This is a genomic window from Sorangium sp. So ce321, from assembly GCF_051530195.1.
In the GTDB taxonomy this organism is placed as follows: domain Bacteria; phylum Myxococcota_A; class Polyangia; order Polyangiales; family Polyangiaceae; genus Sorangium.
Map to the genome: position 1 here is coordinate 2,211,551 of NZ_CP150329.1, position 17,747 is coordinate 2,229,297.

General features: G+C 72.4%; 16 protein-coding genes. 10 read left to right on the forward strand and 6 right to left on the reverse strand.

The genetic code is table 11. From position 1 onward, the window contains the following. Positions 1-81 precede the first annotated feature (81 nt). The 3 genes from WME89_RS08590 to WME89_RS08600 form a co-directional block, all read right to left on the reverse strand. Positions 82-516: a universal stress protein gene (locus tag WME89_RS08590; RefSeq protein ID WP_438008735.1), complete on the reverse strand. Its 435-nt coding sequence runs from the start codon at positions 514-516 to the stop codon at positions 82-84. Positions 517-741: 225 nt separating this feature from the next. Beyond that, positions 742-1,077, reverse strand: a complete 336-nt coding sequence (locus WME89_RS08595; protein ID WP_438008736.1) for a DUF4398 domain-containing protein — start codon at positions 1,075-1,077, stop codon at positions 742-744. 8 nt (positions 1,078-1,085) lie between these two features. After that, a complete protein-coding gene (locus WME89_RS08600; protein WP_438008737.1) occupies positions 1,086-1,451 on the reverse strand; it encodes a DUF4398 domain-containing protein in 366 nt (121 codons plus the stop codon). Positions 1,452-1,761: 310 nt separating this feature from the next. On the opposite strand from WME89_RS08600, the gene WME89_RS08605 reads away from it, so the two are divergent. The 6 genes from WME89_RS08605 (at position 1,762) to WME89_RS08630 (ending at position 8,528) form a co-directional block, all read left to right on the forward strand. Then, positions 1,762-1,998: a hypothetical protein gene (locus tag WME89_RS08605; RefSeq protein ID WP_437652674.1), complete on the forward strand. Its 237-nt coding sequence runs from the start codon at positions 1,762-1,764 to the stop codon at positions 1,996-1,998. Then, entirely contained in the window at positions 1,995-2,312 is a 318-nt protein-coding gene (locus WME89_RS08610; protein WP_438008738.1) for a type II toxin-antitoxin system RelE/ParE family toxin, read from the forward strand. The genes WME89_RS08605 and WME89_RS08610 overlap by 4 nt, the downstream gene beginning before the upstream one ends. Before the next feature lie 266 nt (positions 2,313-2,578). Continuing rightward, positions 2,579-4,366 carry a serine/threonine-protein kinase gene (locus tag WME89_RS08615; RefSeq protein ID WP_438008739.1) on the forward strand — a complete coding sequence of 596 codons (1,788 nt, stop codon included), beginning with the start codon at positions 2,579-2,581 and terminating at the stop codon, positions 4,364-4,366. Positions 4,367-4,466: 100 nt separating this feature from the next. Further along, positions 4,467-5,459, forward strand: coding sequence for a DUF362 domain-containing protein (locus WME89_RS08620; RefSeq protein ID WP_438008740.1), 993 nt, complete (start codon positions 4,467-4,469; stop codon positions 5,457-5,459). A 5-nt stretch (positions 5,460-5,464) separates the two neighbouring features. Then, positions 5,465-7,324 carry a 4Fe-4S binding protein gene (locus WME89_RS08625; protein WP_438008741.1) on the forward strand — a complete coding sequence of 620 codons (1,860 nt, stop codon included), beginning with the start codon at positions 5,465-5,467 and terminating at the stop codon, positions 7,322-7,324. A gap of 52 nt (positions 7,325-7,376) precedes the next feature. After that, on the forward strand, positions 7,377-8,528 hold the full coding sequence (locus WME89_RS08630) for a hypothetical protein (protein WP_438008742.1): 1,152 nt from the start codon (positions 7,377-7,379) through the stop codon (positions 8,526-8,528). Between the two features lie 16 nt (positions 8,529-8,544). On the opposite strand, the gene WME89_RS08635 is transcribed toward WME89_RS08630, so the two are convergent. Beyond that, positions 8,545-10,200: an ABC transporter permease gene (locus WME89_RS08635; RefSeq protein WP_438008743.1), complete on the reverse strand. Its 1,656-nt coding sequence runs from the start codon at positions 10,198-10,200 to the stop codon at positions 8,545-8,547. Between the two features lie 186 nt (positions 10,201-10,386). On the opposite strand from WME89_RS08635, the gene WME89_RS08640 reads away from it, so the two are divergent. The 4 genes from WME89_RS08640 to WME89_RS08655 all read left to right on the forward strand — a co-directional run bounded on the left by WME89_RS08640 (position 10,387) and on the right by WME89_RS08655 (position 15,804). After that, positions 10,387-12,291, forward strand: a complete 1,905-nt coding sequence (locus tag WME89_RS08640) for a protein kinase domain-containing protein (protein ID WP_438008744.1) — start codon at positions 10,387-10,389, stop codon at positions 12,289-12,291. A gap of 52 nt (positions 12,292-12,343) precedes the next feature. After that, positions 12,344-13,726, forward strand: coding sequence for a CCA tRNA nucleotidyltransferase (locus WME89_RS08645; RefSeq protein WP_438008745.1), 1,383 nt, complete (start codon positions 12,344-12,346; stop codon positions 13,724-13,726). Between the two features lie 407 nt (positions 13,727-14,133). After that, positions 14,134-15,459, forward strand: coding sequence for a hypothetical protein (locus tag WME89_RS08650; RefSeq protein WP_438008746.1), 1,326 nt, complete (start codon positions 14,134-14,136; stop codon positions 15,457-15,459). Between the two features lie 135 nt (positions 15,460-15,594). Beyond that, positions 15,595-15,804 carry a hypothetical protein gene (locus WME89_RS08655; protein ID WP_438008747.1) on the forward strand — a complete coding sequence of 70 codons (210 nt, stop codon included), beginning with the start codon at positions 15,595-15,597 and terminating at the stop codon, positions 15,802-15,804. Positions 15,805-15,848: 44 nt separating this feature from the next. On the opposite strand, the gene WME89_RS08660 is transcribed toward WME89_RS08655, so the two are convergent. Both WME89_RS08660 and WME89_RS08665 read right to left on the reverse strand, forming a co-directional pair. Then, on the reverse strand, positions 15,849-17,129 hold the full coding sequence (locus WME89_RS08660) for a guanine deaminase (protein WP_438008748.1): 1,281 nt from the start codon (positions 17,127-17,129) through the stop codon (positions 15,849-15,851). Beyond that, complete coding sequence (locus WME89_RS08665; RefSeq protein ID WP_438008749.1) at positions 17,126-17,725, reverse strand: SH3 domain-containing protein; 600 nt, start codon at positions 17,723-17,725, stop codon at positions 17,126-17,128. Before WME89_RS08665 ends, WME89_RS08660 begins: the two co-directional genes overlap by 4 nt. Positions 17,726-17,747 lie beyond the last annotated feature (22 nt).

Below are 17,747 nucleotides of genomic sequence, written 5' to 3' on the forward strand. Positions count from 1 at the left end.
TCCACACGGGCGCGGCCAGGCCGGCCCGCGCCCTGGCCAGCAGCAGCGCCGGCCTGATCTACACGAGGCGATCGCGCGGGATCAGCTGGCCACGCGCACGGTGAGCACGGGGACGCCGCTCTTGCGGATCACCTGCTCGGCGACGCTCCCCAGGAACAGGTGCGTGAGCCCCCGGCGGCCGTGCGTCCCCATGACGATCATGGCGGCCCGCTGCTCCTCGGCGGCGGCCAGGATCTCGGTCGCCGGGTCGCCGTCGCGCAGCAGCGCCCGGAGCCCACCGGTCTGCGCCGAGAGCTGCTGGACCGCGCGCGACGCGGCGGCGCTCACCTCGGCGTGGAACCCGGGCATCAGCGCCGGCTCGAGCCCGGGGTAGGTGTAGACCGGGAGCTGGTAGACATGCAGCAGCACGACCTCGCGCCCCAGCTTCGCGCCGAGGTCCTTCGCGAGCTCGACGGCCTTCCGCGAGGCCTCCTCGAAGTCGACGGGGACCAGTATCACGTTCGCGCCTTCCTTCATCGCGCTCTCCTCGCCCGCGGGACCCGGGGATCCCTTCGTTCGTTGCCCGCCCCCGGGACGCTTTGGCCGCCTGCGGAGGCGTATCGCGCGCATCTTGGATCCAAAGCCCGGTCGATCCCAGGAGAAACTGCTCCGTCAGGCCGGAGCTGACGCCCGGGGCGGTACGCCGCGCGCCCCGGCGGCGGCCGCGAGCCGACGTGGCTCCGGCGGCGCGTCCCGGAGCGTCTACGGCTTTCGCGTGGCGGTGAGCCGCGCGCGCACGAGCGCGCTCTGGTTCGCGCGCACGAGCGACGAGAGCAGCGAGCACTGCGCCATCCGCCGCGCGACGTAGGCGGCGTCGCGCGCGGACGGGGAGCGCGGGCGCTCGCGCGCCTCGCGCTCGGCGATCGAGAGCGCCTCCTCCGCCCGCTTCAGCTCGGCGATGGCGAGCGGCGAGAGCGGGTTGTCCTGCGCCTGCACGACGGCGGCGCGCGCCGTGAGGAGCTCGGGGGACGGCGCGGCCGCGCTCCTCGCGCAGCCTGCGAGCGCGAGGGCCATCGCGAGCGGGGCTCCGGCGCGCACGCGGCCCATTACTTCTTCCCCTTCTTCCCCTCGGCGAGCGCGCTCGCCTGGTCCAGCGTGCGGCTCGCGGCGTCGCGCAGCCCCGCTTCCCTCACGAGGAGGGTCGAGAGCTCCGCGTCGACCTCGGCCCGCCGCAGCAGCCAGCGCGCGCCCTCCTGGTCGCCCACCGAGAGCCGCCGCCTCGCCTGCGCGAGCTCGCTCCTCGCCAGCGCGAGGTGCATGGCCGCGCGCCGGTCGGCGCTCGCGCCCTCCCGCTCGGCCGCGCGGATCGCCGCCCGGGCGCGGGCGAGCTCGGGCGGCGACGCCGGCGGCCGGAACGCGGCGCACCCGGCGAGTCCCAGACAGGCGATCACGAGCGCGGTTCTGGCGAGCATTTGCGTGGATTCCTGATCTCGCGGCGCGCGCGGTGGAACCGTTGCTCACGGCCGCGCGCCTGCGATCGCGCTGTGCATCGGGCAGGCCAGCCTGGCCGGCGCGCTCCAGGCGCGCGGGTTCGGCGCCGCCGCCGGTGGTACCTTCGCTGGCGGCGTCGGCGCTGCCCTCGGACGGCTGAGCCGTCGGGCGCTCTCGAAGGCAAGAGCGCGTGCTCCTGCGCGCTCATCGAGCGGGAGCTGGCGAGCCGGGAGGCTGAGCGCAGCTGGCCGTGACCTACCTGGCCAGGACCCGCAATGGTACGCTGTGGCGATGAGCGCGCTGCGAGCAAAGGTGCAGGGGGGCCGGCTGGTCCTCGACGAGCCGACGAGCTTCGCCGAGGGCACCGTGATCGAGCTCGTGGTGGCCGACAACGACGACCTCGACGACGAGGAGCGCGCCCGCCTCGACGAGGCGCTGGAGCGATCGCTGGCGAGCGCGCGCGAGGGGACGATCGACGCGGACGATCTCCTGGCCGAGATCGCGCGCCTCGAGCCGGCGCGCGGATGAAACGAGCCCGCATCCGGCTCACCGGGGATGCAGCCCGACAGGCGAGGGACGCGGCCGCATGGTGGATCGAGAACCGCCCCGCCGCTCCCGCGCTGTTCCGCGAGGAGCTCGCCGCGCTGCTGAACTTGCTCAGGACAGCGCCGGAGGTCGGGGCCCCGCACGCACACCGTCGGATCAAAGGCGTTCGCCGCGCCCCGCTGCCGACATCGCGCTACCTCGTGTACTACGTGTACGACCCCTCGGCCGGAGAGGTCCTCGTGTTGGCCGTCTGGAGCGCCCTCCGCGGGCGGTCGCCGCGGCTGTCGCTGGAATGAGCCGCGCCATTTCGTCCGAGCCGCGCCATCGCGGCGCGGAGTCGGGATGTGCCCGTGCAGGACTTCTCGAGCGGCCGTGAGGTCGGCGACGTCCCCGCCCCCCGCCAGCGCGTGCTCCCGCCCGCGTCGAGGCTGTCCTCTCCACGACCGGATCCCGGGGCCTGGCGTTTCCGCCACCGTCCGCGAATAAACCGCCGGCGCCCGCCGTCTCCGGTCTGCCGGCTTCTTTCTCAGCGCGCGACCCTTCCGCTACCCTGGCAACCGCCGTGCCGATCGTCGACCCGAACCTCCGCACCACGATCGTCCACGCGTTCGCCGTCACGGTCGCGGACCCGTCGAGCCTGGTGCGCACCACGTCGCGCGGCGGCGGTGGCACCGACGACCCGGAGAGGAGCAGCCGCGGCCCCTCCATCCTCCCCGACGTCGGCCACGTCGTCGGCGGGCTGTACCGCCTCGGCCGCCTCCTCGGGCAGGGCATGTTCGGCAAGGTCTACGTCGCCCAGCGCGTCGACGTCCCCGAGCACCAGGTCGCCCTCAAGCTCATGCCCCGCTCGCTCTACGCGATGCGGAACGTCGAGCGCGAGCTCGTCATGCTCGCCACCGTCGGCCACCCGCACGTCGTCCAGCTGAAGGACCACGGCATGAACGCCGAGTACGTGTGGCTCACCATGCCCGTGTACGAGGGCGAGACCCTCGCGCAGCGCCTCGAGCGCAGCCCCCTCAGCATGCGCGAGGCGTACGACATCTTCCTCCCCGTCGCGCGCGGGCTCGAGGCGCTCCACGCCGCCGGGCTGCGCCACCAGGACGTCAAGCCCGACAACATCTTCCTCGCCAGGTTCGCCGGCCGCGTCCACCCGATCCTGCTCGACCTCGGCGTGGCCGCGGAGCGCGAGGCCTCGTTCTGCGCGGGCACCGCGCTCTACGCCTCGCCCGAGCAGATCCGCGCGCTGAACGGCTTCCCCGGCGTCGTGCCGCTGACCGAGAAGATGGACACGTACGGCCTCGCCACGACGCTCCTCTACTCGCTCGTGAACCCGAGGGACTTCCCCGGCGAGTCCGCGCAGACCCGCACCGAGCTCGTCGAGTCGCACGACGTCCGCGCCGACAAGCCGCTCGCCGACAACGCGCTGCCCGACCTCACCGGGCCCCCCCGCCAGCTGTTCCAGGAGGCGCTCAAGCGGTGGCTCGCGATCGACCCGAACGAGCGGCCCACGATGCGCCAGATCGCCGAGGAGCTCGAGGTGCTGCTCGAGCCGGAGCGCGAGGCCGAGCGCGAGGCGGAGCGGCTGCGGATCAAGCAGAAGACGTCCTACCTGCGCGTGCGCATCGCGGCCGGCGCGATGACCCTCATCGGCTGCGCGGTCGTGCTGCTCGGCGTCTCGAAGCGCGAGACGCTGCGGCTCGCGAACGAGCTCGATCGCGCGCGCCAGGTCGGGGCCGAGTCGTTCGACAAGCTCGACACGTGCATCGCGTCCCACCAGATCGCCCAGTCCGATACGAACGCGTGCCGCAGCGCCCGCGACCAGGACCGCGCGGAGTTCAACGAGACGCTCGCCACCCTCCAGAAGAGCGGCTCGATGACCGAGGCCGAGCACGCACGCCAGATCCAGTCGCTGCACGCGACCCACGCGGCGCGCCTCAAGACCTGCGAGGAGAGCGCCGCGGCCGCGGAGAAGGCGAGCATGGCCGACCGCGAGCGGCTCGCCGAGTCCGAGAAGGCGCGCGCCGCGCTCGTCACCGAGCGCGACGAGGCCAGGGCGCTGGCCGAGCAGCGCGCCGCCGAGCTCGCCGCCGCGACGCAGGCGCGCGCCGCCTGCGACGCGGAGCGCGCGAGCTGCGTCAAAGAGCGCGACCGCCTGAAGGCCGAGGCGGCCGAGCCCTACGAGGGGCCGCCCTCGCCGGCGCCGCAAGCGCCGGCCGCCGCGAGCGGCGCGACGCCGCAGCCGCCGGCGAGCGCGGGCGCGCCGGCGAGCGGGGGCGCGCCCGCCGCCGCGGGCAGCGGGGCGGCGCCGGCGACCCCGGCGGCCTCGACGCCGACCGCCGCTCCTCCCTGAGCGCCGCCGCCGGAAGCGGCGGACGCGGCTGTCGCCAGGCCACCTCTGCTTGTGGCGACCGCCCGGGGAGGCTATCCGTAAGGCCAGGGAGGCGAGGGCCATGGGTGACATCTCTCGACGTGAAGTGCTGCGTCGCCTTGGCGCGGCGGGCCTCGTCCTCGGGGGCGCGGCCGGGGTCGCGGCGGCCCGGTGGGACCGCGGCGGCAGCACCGCCATCGCCGCCGAGCGCCCGCAGACGCGGGACTACCGGCTCCGCGACACGCCCGCGGGGGTGCCGCAGCTCGTGATCGCCCGCGCCGGCGCCGAGGCGCTCGCCGAGGGCGCGCCGGACCCCGCCGCCCTGGTCCGCAAGGCGGTGGACGCGCTCGGCGGGATGCGCCGGTTCATCTCGCGCGGCGACGTCGTGGTCGTGAAGCCGAACATCGGGTGGGACCGCACGCCCATCCACGCGGCCAACACCAACCCGAAGGTCGTCGCCGAGGTGGTGCGCCTCGCCTACGACGCCGGCGCCAAGACCGTCATCGTGACCGACGCCTCGTGCAACGAGCCGAACCGCTGCTTCCAGCGCTCCGGCATCTGGAAGGCCGCGTACGACGTGGGCGCCGAGGTCGTGATCCCCGCGGCGCACCGCTTCCGCGGCATGCGCCTGAAGGGCGAGGTGCTCGACGACTGGCCGGTGTACACGCCGCTCGTCAACGCGGACAAGGTCATCAACGTCCCCATCGCGAAGCACCACAACCTGTCCAGGTACACCGCCGCGATGAAGAACTGGTACGGGGCGCTCGGCGGCCGGCGCAACCGGCTCCACCAGAACATCGACGTGTCGATCGCCGACCTCGCGACGTTCATCCAGCCCACGCTCACGATCGTGGACGCCGTCCGCGTCCTCATGCGCAACGGGCCGCAGGGCGGGAACGTCGCGGACGCGAAGGACATGCACACGATCATCGCGACGACCGACCAGGTCGCCGCCGACGCGTACGGATGCCAGCTCATCGGCCGCAAGCCCGAGGAGATCCCGTACCTGAAGATGGGCCACGACCGGGGCCTTGGCACGATGCACTGGCAGAACCTGCGGCTCGCCGAGGTGTAGCACTCATGGCAAATCCCGATCCGACGCCGGCCGAGCCGGCGCACCGCCCAGCTGAAGGGGCAGCGGCGCCGAGCCGCGTGGCGCCCGCGCGGGTGGCCCCCTGGACCGCGCTGCTGCGCAAGGCGCGCGCGATCGTCCGGCCCGCGCCGAAGCGCCGGTCCGGCTCGGGGCTGCCGGCGCGCAAGACGATCCAGGTGCTCGTCTGGGTGCGCCGCGCCGTGCAGGCCGGCTGCCTCGGGCTGTTCCTCTACTTCCTGTTCCAGACCGGCTTCCGCGGGTCGTTCACGTCGGCCGAGGCGCGCGTCCGCCTGCCGCTGCCCGTCGAGGGCTTCCTCCTCGCCGACCCGTTCGTCGGCGCGATGACCCTGCTCTCGACGCACACCGTCTACCGCGGCCTGCTCTGGTCGCTCGGGATCCTCGCGCTGACGCTCGTCTTCGGGCGCGTCTTCTGCGGCTGGATCTGCCCCTTCGGCACCCTCCACCACTTCTTCGGGTGGATCTTCCCCTCGCGCTACGGCAAGGGCGGCAAGCGCGTCGAGGCGAACAAGACGTACTCCCGGCAGCGGGTGAAGTACTACATGATGTACGCCTTCCTCGCGGCGAGCGTGGCCGGCAGCGTGATCGGCGGCCTGTTCGACCCGATCTGCGTGGCGGTCCGCGCGATCGGCCTCGCCGTCATCCCCGCCACGCAGTACGTCGCCGCCGTGGTGACCGGCGCCGCGGCCGGGACCGGGAGCCGGCCGGTGCAGTTCACCGCCGATCAGGCGCAGGACTTCCTCGCCTCGAGCGTGTGGCAGACGAAGCAGTTCTACTTCCACCAGGCGTGGTTCGTCGGGATCCTGTTCGTCGCGATCCTCTTCATGAACCGCTTCATCCCGCGGTTCTGGTGCCGCGTGCTCTGCCCGCTCGGCGCCTTCCTCGGCGTGTTCGCGCGCTTCGCGCTCTTCGGGATGCAGAAGGACCACGCGAAGTGCACCGACTGCAACCTGTGCCTCGTGCACTGCCAGGGCGCCGACTCGCCCCAGGGCGGGGTGAAGTGGCGGCAGGACGAGTGCCACATGTGCCTCAACTGCGAGAACGCCTGCCCCGAGGACGTCATCAAGTTCCGCTTCCTCCCGAACCGGAAGAGCGCCCTCGTGACGCCGGACACGGGCCGCCGCACCGCCCTCGCGACCGCCGCCGCCGGCGCGGTGATGATCCCGACGGCGCGCATCGCCGACGTGCTCGACGCGAACTACGACCACCGCGTCATCCGGCCGCCGGGCTCGGTCGAGGAGCGCGAGTTCCTGGAGCGCTGCATCCGGTGCGCCGAGTGCATGAAGGTCTGCCCCAACAACGCGATCCACCCCGCGTTCTTCGAGGCGGGCATCGAGGGCATCTGGACGCCGATCGTCATCCCGCGCATCGGGTACTGCGAGCACTCCTGCGTCCTCTGCGGCGACGTCTGCCCGACCGGCGCGATCCAGAAGATCACCGAGGAGCAGAAGATGGGCATCGGCCAGAAGCCCATCTCGATCGGCACCGCGTTCTACGACCAGGGGCGCTGCCTGCCGTGGTCGATGAGCGTGCCGTGCATCGTCTGCGAGGAGTTCTGCCCGACGTCGCCCAAGGCGATCTGGGTCGAGGAGGTCGACATCCCGAAGCGCGAGCCCGTGGCCGCGGAGCACGGCAAGGAGCCGCTGCTGAAGATGGTCCACGTGCAGCGTCCGCACGTCGATCCGTCGCTGTGCATCGGCTGCGGGGCGTGCGAGAAGGTCTGCCCGGTGCAGGACAAGCCGGCGGTCTACGTCACCAGCGTCGGCGAGACCCGCTCGAAGACGAACGTCATCCTTCTCGAGGACACGGACTACAACAAGCCGTCTTGACCCGGGCGCGCGCCTGCTCTGCGCGGCGGGATCACGGCAGGAGGCAGCTCGGTTGCGCACGCTTCGCTTCTACGGAACCCTCTCGCTGGCCTCGCTCTCGGCCCTGCCCGGCTGCGGCGAGCCCTTCGCGGCCGGCGCCGCGTCCACCACGTCCGCTTCGTCGAGCTCGGGGACCGGCGGGGGCGGCGCGGGCGGCGGCGGCGGCGGCGCGGGCGGCGGCGGCGGCGTGACGACGGCGTCGTCCTCCTCGTCGACGTCGGGCGGGGGCGGCGAGGGCGGCTGCGGCGCCTGCAAGGAAGGGGAGTTCTGCACGGCCAGCGAGACCTGCGTGCGGTGCGCCGACCGCGGCGGCCTGCTGTCGTTCGGGACGCCGGCGAAGGTCGAGGTCGAGGGGACGTCGCCCGCGTTCCCGCGCGTGCGCGCGGAGGCGGGCGAGGACGGGGCGACCCAGCGGCTCGTCTACGTGGCCGGCTTCGGCCCGGACAGGCAGATCGCCACGGCCACCGGGCGGCCGTGGACCGGGGGCGCGGTCGTCTCGAGCGCGATGGTCAACTCGCCGGAGGCGGAGTCGGGCCCGCTCCTCCTGCCGGTGGACGCGTTCTCGCCGCGCGACGGCTTCCCCCCGGGCTCGCTGCTCTTCGACAGGTTCCTCCCCGGGCCGGGCAGCCTGCGGCGGCTGTTCGTCGCGGACGCGCTGGACGCGACGGCCGCGGAGCCGTTCGAGCCGCTGAACCTGGACGGGGGCAGCCACTCGGTCGCGGTCGCGCACTCCGCGCGCCCCTACAGGTACTGGTTCATGAGCGAGCACCAGGACGACGGGGGGATCACGCACCGGCTCGTCACGAAGCGCGTCCATGACGCGGAGGCGCAGCCGCTCGACATCACCCTGCCCGGCGACTGCCCGGCGCAGGGCGAGGACCTCGCCCCGTGGGTGACGCCCGACGGCAGCGTGCTCTTCTTCCAGGCGCCCTACAGCCCGCGGGGCAACTGCGCGCAGGCGTCGGTGCTGCGGAGCTTCTACGTGAAGCTCGGGCCCGACGGGCAGCCCGCGGACGGGCAGCCGGCGAGGATGCTGCTGTCGAACCTGCCCCCGACCGTCGCGGTCATGACGCCGTCGCTCTCGCCCGACGAGTGCACGCTGTACCTGGCGTCCAACCTGGACACGGACGGGAAGCAGCGGCTCTACGCTGCCTCTCGCCGCTGATCGGCTGCTGCTCGGCTCACTGCGCGCGGAAGCCCTCGGCGGGGCGGAGGCGGGCGGCGTACAGGCTGGGCACGATCGTGGCCGCGAGGCAGATCAGGATCGCGATGCAGCCGGTGATCACGAACTCCTGCGGGCGCGCCTGCACGGGCAGGCGGGAGATGAAATAGACCTTCGGATCGAGCGGAAAGCCGTAGACCAGGAGGCCCTTGCACACCGCCACGCCGAGCAGCAGCCCGAGCGTGGTGCCGGCGACGCCGATGATGCCGCCCTGGTAGAGGAAGATGCGGAGGATGGCGCCGTCGGTCGCGCCCATCGCCTTGAGCACGGCGATCTCCTTCTTCTTGTCGAGCACCACCATGATCAGCGTCGCGATGACCGTGAACGCGGCGACCACGATGATGAGCGCCAGCACCGCGCTCATGCCGATCTGCTGGATGCGCAGCGCGGTGAAGAGGCCGTGGTTCAGCTCCTCCCAGTCCATCGTGTAGTAGAGCCCGTTGCTGAGGAGCTTCGAGATCTCGCGGGCGATGGTGCTGGCGTTGTCGATGTCGTCGACCTTCATCTCGACGCCGGTCACCGTGTCGCCGTGGTCGTAGAAGGCCTGCGTCTCGTAGAGATCGGCGTACGCGAGCTTGGTGTCGTACTGCTCGAAGCCGGCCTCGAAGATCGCGATGACCCGGAACCGCTTGGCGACCGGCGGCTTGATGGCGCCGTTCGAGAACGAGAAGCCGATGGTCGGCGAGGTCACGGTGACGCACTGGCCGAGGTCGAGGGACAGGTTCTTCGCCAGCGCGGCGCCGATCACGATGCCCGGCATCCTCGCGATCTGCTCCTTGTCGGCGCACGGGTCGGGATCGACGTCGGCGGGGAGCTCGTCGTCGTCGGGGAGCACGCTGCCGTAGCCGCCTTCCGGCTCGATCGCGCCGCGCGGGGCGCCCTCGGCGACCGCGACCTCGGCCTCCTCGCCCTCGTCAGACCCGGCGTCCGCCGCGCCCTCCAGATCCACCGCGGAAGGCGCGGGCTCGGTGTCGACGTTCCGCGCGTTCCGCGCGGCGGCGGCGCGCTCGTCCTCCTGGATGCGCGCCTCGTAGGCCTTCAGGAGATCGAGCTCGGCGCCCGCGTCCGGGGGCTCGAGCGCGCCGCGGGCGCCCGCGTCGGCCTCGATGGAAGGGACGTCCGGCAAGGAGGGCGGCGCCCCGCGCTCGGGGGGCTTCGCGCCAGGGCGCCGCAGCCCGGTGAGATCGCCGCCGGGGAGGATGTGGCGAGGCAGATCGAGCACCGGCGCGCCGCCGTCGGTCCCCACACCGAGGCTCCGGGCCGGGTCAACCCCCTTCACGAGGACGCCGGTCGCCGTCGCGTCGCCGTGCGTCAACATCATGGGGTTGATGCTGAAAGGCGCGACGCCGATGACGCCAGGCACCTGGGCGACCTGATCCATGATCGAGCGATACTCCCGGAAATCCGTCGAGTACTTGATCACGAGGACGTGGGCGTTGACGCCCAGGACCTTGTCGCGGAACTCCGCCTGAAAGCCCCCGGTCACGCTCATCACGGTCGCGAGCGCCGCGACCCCGAGCGCGACCCCGAGGATCGCGAACGTGGTGCCGACCGAGATGAACGCGCGCTTCTTGGAGCCGAGATATCGCAGCGCGACCTCGATAGGATAGCTCATCGCGGTGCCCTCCTAGCAGAACGCCGCGCGCGCGGCACGCCGGGGTGCGGCCGTCCGGCGGCGCGCGCGCGCGGACTTTCGCGCGCGGCGCTCGCATGCCCTCGCTTCCCGGACCGAACGCCTGCTAGAATCCAGCCCTGCCGCAGACGGCGGCATGTGGCGTGCACCTCTGCCCGCGAGCCTTTCATGAGCGCCACCAAAAACGAGCACCACACCGCGCGCAGCAGAGTTTTCAACGACGAGGCTGGCGCGCTCGATGAGGCGCCGGTGTCGCGCCCCAGCGGCGCGGCGGGCGGGGCGCGCTCGTCCGGCTTCGGGGCGGCGCGCGCGCCGAGCGTGGGGCCCGAGGACGCGGGCGAGGATGTGCCGGTGGAGGTCGAGGTCCGCCCTTCGTCGAGGCCGTCGCGGCCCTCCAGGTCGGGCTGGGTCGAGGGGCCGGCGAGCGAGGCGCCGAGCTTCGTGGCGCCGCCGCCGCTGCGCCAGAAGACCCCGCGCTTCGCGCGGCAGAGCGAGCCCGACATCGACGAGGCCGGCGGGCGGACGAGCGCGGCCCCGGTGAGCGAGGGCGAGCCGTCGATGGAGATCCCGCCGCCGGACGAGGTCGAGCCGCGCGAGCGGCGGCCGCCCGGCGCGAAGGACCCGTACATCGGGACGACCTTCGATCACCGGTACAAGATCGAGCGGCTGCTCGGCGAGGGCGGGATGGGGTACGTCTACCTCGCCCGCCACAAGGTCATCGACAAGCGCGTCGCGGTGAAGGTGCTGCGCGCGGAGCTCGCGCGGGACCGCGAGATCTTCGAGCGCTTCGTGCAGGAGGCCCGCGCCGCGTCGAGCATCGGCAACCCGCACATCGTCGACATCTCCGACTTCGGCGACCTGCCGGACGGCTCCACGTACTTCGTGATGGAGTACCTGGAGGGCGTGAGCCTGGCGCAGCTCATCGACTCGCCGAACGAGCTGCCGACGGACCGCATCTGCCACCTCGCGCTGCAGCTGTCCGCGGGGCTCGCCGCCGCGCACGAGGCCGGCATCATCCACCGCGATCTCAAGCCGGACAACGTCTTCGTGGTGGCCCGCGGCAGCGACCCGAACTTCGTGAAGATCCTCGACTTCGGGATCGCGAAGGTGTCGACCAGCACGACGACCAAGCTGACGCGCGCCGGCGCGGTGTTCGGGACGCCGCACTACATGTCGCCCGAGCAGGCGGCGGGCGCGCCCATCGACCACCGGACCGACATCTACTCGCTCGGCGTGATGCTCTACGAGCTCGTGAGCCGGCAGCTGCCGTTCAACGCCGACAACTTCATGGGGATCCTGACGCAGCACATGTACAAGGCGCCGGTCCCCATCCGCGCGCTCGTCGGCGGCCCGGATTGCCCGCCCGGGCTCGAGGCGGTGATCCTGAAGTGCCTCTCGAAGAAGCCGGAGTCGCGCTACCAGAGCATGGGCGACCTCCACGCGGATCTCGAGCGCGTGAAGGGCGGCGGCGTGCCAGGCGCCGTCGCGGAGATGATGGCGCGCTCGGGCGGCTTCAACGTGCCGCACGACTACTTCAAGACGTCGAAGGTCATCGTCCCGGCGACGCCGCCGTCGCCCCCGCGCTCGCCGTGGCCCCGCTACGTGTGGGTCGCTGGCGCGGCGGCCGCGGTCGGGATCGTGACGGCCATCTTCGTCATCGGCGGGAGCGGGTCGGCCAGCCACACCGCCGCGCCGGCGCCGAAGCCGCCGGTCGAGGCGCCCGTGCCCGCGCCGGCGCCCGTGCCCGCGCCGGTCCAGAAGGCGGTCGTCGCGCTGGCCGCCGTGCCCGAGACGGCGGTCGGCTACCGCAACGGCGTGGAGATGAAGCTGCCCGCGAGCATCGACATCGAGCGGGGGCAGACGGTCACGATCGACATCCGGGCCGAGGGGTACGTCCCCAGCACGGTGGTGCTCGACGGGACCGAGCCGAGCAAGCTCGTGAAGCTGGTCGAGGTCGACGACAAGGGGATGAAGGCGAGGCCCAGCGGGGCCCGGCCTCCGGCGACGCCGTCGACGGTCCGCACGCCCAAGGGCTCGGACGTCCGGGACCCCTGGGCGAAAGAGAAGAAGTGAGCGCCCGCGCGCCGTGCGCCCCGCTCCGCTTTCGCCGTGTTAAGCCGCGGGGGTGACCCCGGTAGAGCAGCTCATCACCCTCGTCCCCGAGGACGTGCTCGGCATCTGTCACCGCCTCCGCGAGCGCGGCAAGCGCGGCTGGATCGTCGGCGGCTGCGTGCGCGACCTGCTCCGCGGGCAGCCCGCCAAGGACTGGGACGTCGCGACCGACGCGCGGCCGGACGAGGTCGTGGCGTCGTTCCGGAAGGTGATCCCGACCGGGATCCAGCACGGGACGGTGACCGTCCTCGTGCGCGGCGTGCCGTACGAGGTGACGACGCTGCGCGGGGACGGGACGTACAGCGACGGCCGGCGGCCGGACCGGGTCGAGTTCGTGGACGACATCACGGCCGACCTGGCGCGGCGGGACTTCACCATGAACGCGATCGCGCTCGATCCGGTCGACGGGCACCTGATCGATCCGTTCGGGGGTCAGAGGGACCTCGAGGCGAAGGTCATCCGCGCGGTCGGCGACCCGAACGAGCGCTTCGCCGAGGACGGGCTGCGGGTGCTGCGCGCGGCGCGCTTCGCCGCGACGCTGGAGGGGTCGATCGAGCCCGAGACGGAGCGCGCGATGGGCTCCGCGCGGTCGCACCAGACGTTCCGCTGCGTGAGCGCGGAGCGGGTGCGCGACGAGTGGCTCAAGGCGATGCGGGCGCGCCGCCCGAGCGTGGCGTTCGAGATCATGCGCCGCACGGAGCTGCTCGCGATCACCTGCCCGGAGATGATCGAGTCGGTCGGGTGCGAGCAGAACCGCTGGCACGCGTACGACGTGTGGGGGCACGCGATGGCCTGCCTCGACGCGTGCAAGCCCGAGCCGATCCTCCGCGTGGCGGCGCTGATGCACGATATCGGCAAGCCGCGGACGCGCGCGTTCTCCGACAAGACGCACGACTACACGTTCTACGAGCACGAGCGGATCGGCGCTGAAATGGCGGAGCCGATCCTCACGCGGCTCCGCTTCTCCAACGACGAGCGGGCGCGGGTCGTGGCGCTGATTCGACACCACCTGATCTGCTACGACGACACCTGGACGGACGGCGCGGTGCGCCGCTGGCTCCGCCGGGTGACGCCGGCGCTCGCGCCGGACCTCTACGAGATCGGCTTCGCGGACGCGCTGGGCAAGGGGCGCGAGGTGACGGAGGACATCGCCTCGATAGGGCGGCTCCGGGCGCGCGTGGAGGCGCTGCTCGCCGCGGGCGCGGCGCTCTCCGTCAAGGATCTCGCCGTGAACGGCAGTGTGCTGATGAAGGAGCTCGGGATTCCGCCCAGCAAGCTCATCGGTGAGACCCTGGAGCGCCTCGTCGAGCTCGTCACCGAGGAGCCCGAGGCGAACACCCCGGAGCGCCTGCTCGCCGCGGCGCGCGACATCGTCGCTTCGAGAGCCTCAGGCTAGCTCCGCGCGATCCACGCGAACGCCGCGCGCTTCACGGACGCGACGCGAGCGCCCGCGGGTGCGCGGCGCTCGTCGCGTGTGCTCGAGGGTGGTCTCGGCGGGGCACACGCACCCTCCTTGTCGCGCGGCGCGCCCGTCCACCCGCGCTCGGCCATGCGCTCGCCCCTTAGGGGAGCCTGTCCCAGACCGCGAGTCGAAAGGTCGCGGACAAGGTACATGGACCGACAACGGTGGCCGGTTGTCTACCTCCGGTGAGGCTCAAATAATTCATGCTGATCGCATCCATGAGAACGTGTCTCTGGTAACATCCGTCGCTGCGCATTCTCGCGCCCCCCGATTGGGAGGTCATTTTGAAGGTCTCGACGAAGACGCTTGTTGGGCTGGTCGGTTTGGGTTTGCTTGCGGCGGTGGCAGCCATCGGTGGGTGCTCCGGCGGGGGTGGTGAGGCGAGCTCCGGCAACAACGGCTCTGGCAGCGGGACCAGCGCCGGCAGCGGCAACGGTGGCGGGGGCGGCGAGACGACCGGGAGCGGGATCGGGAACAGCGGCGGCTTCACGCCCGACGGGGGGACGACCGGCAGCTCGCTCAACCCGGACACGGCGTGTGTCGCGACCAGCTTGCAGGCCGATTACGAGCAGCGCCCGGCAGACATCATCTTCCTCATCGACAACTCCGAGAGCATGACGGAGGAGATCGAGAGCGTTCAGCGCAACATCAACCAGAACTTCGCCTCGATCATCGACGGGAGCGGCATCGATTACCGCGTCATCATGCTGTCGAGGCACGGCAGCTCGTCGATCGAGCAGTCCGTCTGTATCGAGGCGCCGCTCGGCAGCGGGGGCTGCTCGCCGGTGCCGGCGACGCCGAACTCGAACCCGCCGCACTTCTACCAGTACAACCTGGAGGTCGGCAGCCTCGACTCGCTCTGCCTGGCCATCGACACCGTGAAGGGCGCGATCCCGCCCCGCGGCGAGGCCACGTCGCCCGGGTGGTCACAATGGCTGCGCACGGACTCGCTCAAGGTGTTTGTCGAGATCACCGACGACGGCGCCGACTGCTCGACGAGATCGCTCGGCGCGGACAAGCTGCTCACCGACGACGGCGATATCACGCTGTACGACCTCGACGACGACCTGCCGGAGAACGAGAACACCGCCGGGGGGGCGACCTCGGCCGAGGCGTTCGACGCGGCCCTGACGACCGTCGCGCCGGAGTACTTCGGCACGCCGAGCGCGCGCAACTACATGTTCTTCAGCTTCGTGGGCATCAAGGAGAACACGCCGCCGACCGCGCCCTGGCCGCCGGACCTGCCCGCCACCTGGGAGCAGTGCCGGCCCGGCTCGGTCGACCCCGGGACGACGTACCAGACCCTCAGCGTCATGACCGGCGGCCTGAGGTACCCGATCAACCGGTACGACACGTACGACGCCGTGTTCCAGGCCATCGCGGACAGCGTGATCTCGGGCGCCAAGCTGTCGTGCGAGATCGAGGTGCCCCAGGCGCCAGGCGGGCACTCGATCGATCTGGAGACGGTGCAGATCGAGTTCACGCCGAGCAACGGCGGGGAGAAGCAGACCTTCTCCCAGGTGAAGAGCCCCGAGGAGTGCAAGGCGATGTCGTTCTACATCGACGAGGGGCTGATCAGGCTGTGCCCGGACACGTGCACCATGGCGGTCCAGGACAACACGGCGAGCATGAACCTGCTCTACGGCTGCTCGGTCGATCCGCTCTGAGCGAGGGAGCGCCCCCGGGCGCGGCGCCCGGGGGCGCGACGCCGAGGCGCCCGGCCGGCGAGCTCCCGCTCCGGAGAACGCGAGAGCGGGGCGCCCGCGCCTGCTAGCCTGAGCGGGAGACAGATGCGGGTCGATGTGGCGTGCCGTGCCGGCCACGGCGGAAGCGAGGAGCCCGAGGCGCTCACCCTGGGGGAGCGGCGCGTGCGGGTGACCGAGATCATCGACCGGTGGTTCGGGGGGGACCACCTCTACGTCAAGGTGCGCGGGGACGACGGGGCGCGGTACATCCTGCGGAGGGATTTCGAGATCCTCGTCTGGGAGCTGGAGGTCTACGAGGTCGAGTAGGCCGGCCCCCGGCGAGGGGGCCTCGTGGCCGTAGGAAGAGGGGGTCAGTGGGGGCGGGGGTGGATGGGCTTGCCGCGGACGAAAGAGCGGCGGACCGTGGCGGTCTCGGGGGCGAAGACGAGGTGGTTCAGGAGCTCGGCTTCGCCCTGGACCCGCTCGGGGAAACGGACGGCGATGAAGTCGGCCTCCTTGCCGGGCTCGAGGCTGCCAATGGTGCGGCCCAGGCCGATGGCGTCGGCAGTGCCCTGCGTGGCCATGACGAACAGATCGGCCGGGGGCAGGCGGTCGCCGAGGCAGAGGGCATTGTCAAAGGCGCTCGACATGCTGCGGCGCATGTCGAAGCTGCGGCCCGCTCCGACGTCGCTGCCGAGCGCCACGGGGACAGCGCGGGAACGCGCGTCGCCAAGGCGCATGCGGCCGCTGCCCAGGAAGAAGTTGGAGTCAGGACAGTGAACGACCGAGGAGCGCGCCTCGGCGACGCGATCCCACTCGCGCGGCGAGAGGTGGATGCCGTGCGCCAGCAGGGCGCGGCCCGCGAGCAGGCCGACGCGATCGTAGACGTCGACGTAATCGCGCGCCCACGGGTGCTCGCGCCGCGTCGCCTCGCCCTCGGCCAGGTTCTCGGCGACGTGCGTCTGCACGAGGAGGCCATGATCCGCGGCGAGCTGCGCGGCCGACTCCATCAAGCGACGAGAGCACGTGGGGGCGAAGCGGGGCGTGATCGCGAACTCGAGCAGGCCAGAAGCCGCGCCGTGCCAGCGCTGCACGAGATCGCGAGCCGCCGCGATGGCCTCGTCGCGAGGGACACAGAGCGCCTCGGGGCAGTTCTGATCCATCAACGTGAGACCTGCGATGCCGCGCAGGCCGGCGTGCTCCAGGGCGCGGAACAGCCGGTCGGTCGCGCCAGGGCACGAGCTGGAGAAGGCCACGCAGGTGGTCGTGCCCGACGCGAGGAGGTGACCCGTGAACTCGGCAGCGACGAGCTCCGCGTAGCCGTCGTCCCGGAAGCGAGCCTCCTCGGGGAAGACAGAGCGCTCGAGCCAGTCGAGCAACGCGCCGCTGGCGCTGCCGATGATGCGGGTCTGCGGGAAATGCACGTGCGCGTCGATGAAGCCCGGCATCAACACCGCCGGACGCAGGTCGAGCACCAGCCCGCGGAAGGCGCCCGGAGAGAACGGGACGACCTGCTCGATGAGGCCACCCTCGCCGACGACGAGCAACGCGTCGTCCAGGAAGCGGACCGGGGAGCCGTTCGCCGGCGCGGCGAGCGGGGTGAGCAGGCGGCCGCGGTAGGCGCGCGGGGACCGGGGGCTCGGCGCGCTCATCGGATCGCGATCTCGCTCCGGCGCGCCCAGCCCATGACCATGTTGCCGCCCTGGTTCTTGGCGACGAGCGCCCACGCGCCCGACTCGCGCACGACCATCACGAGCTCGCCAGCGGCGACCACGCCGACCCGGGCGCCGTCCCCAGGCTCGTCGAGCAGCGTGATGCCGCGCGAGGCAATGCCGAGCTGGAGGGGCGAGGCGCCGCCCGGCTCCTCGGCCTCCTCGTCGAGGCCGGGATCGTCCTCGCGCGGCGACCTCGGGTCGTCAGCGCCCGGGTCGGCGTCGAACGGGAAGCGAGGGTGAGACCGCGAGCGCTCCGCCGCCGGGGAGCGGCGCTCCAGGAGGTGCGCGAACCGGCCAGCGCCCTGCATCGGCGGCCGCTCGCCAGCAAGGGCGCGCAGGAGGAGCGGGGCCGTCGGGAGGAGGGCGACGGCGGCGGCGGCGAAGAGCACGAGCCCGGTCAGCCGGTCCAGCCGGCGCGCGTGCGGCAGCGCCGGCACGGCGCCGGGCGGCGCCGCGACGGCGGCGGGGCGCGCGCCGGCGTGCGCGTCGCGAGGGCCGGGCGAGGCACCCTGTCCGGCGGGGGAGTCGTCCATCAGCGCAGAGGATACGCGCTGC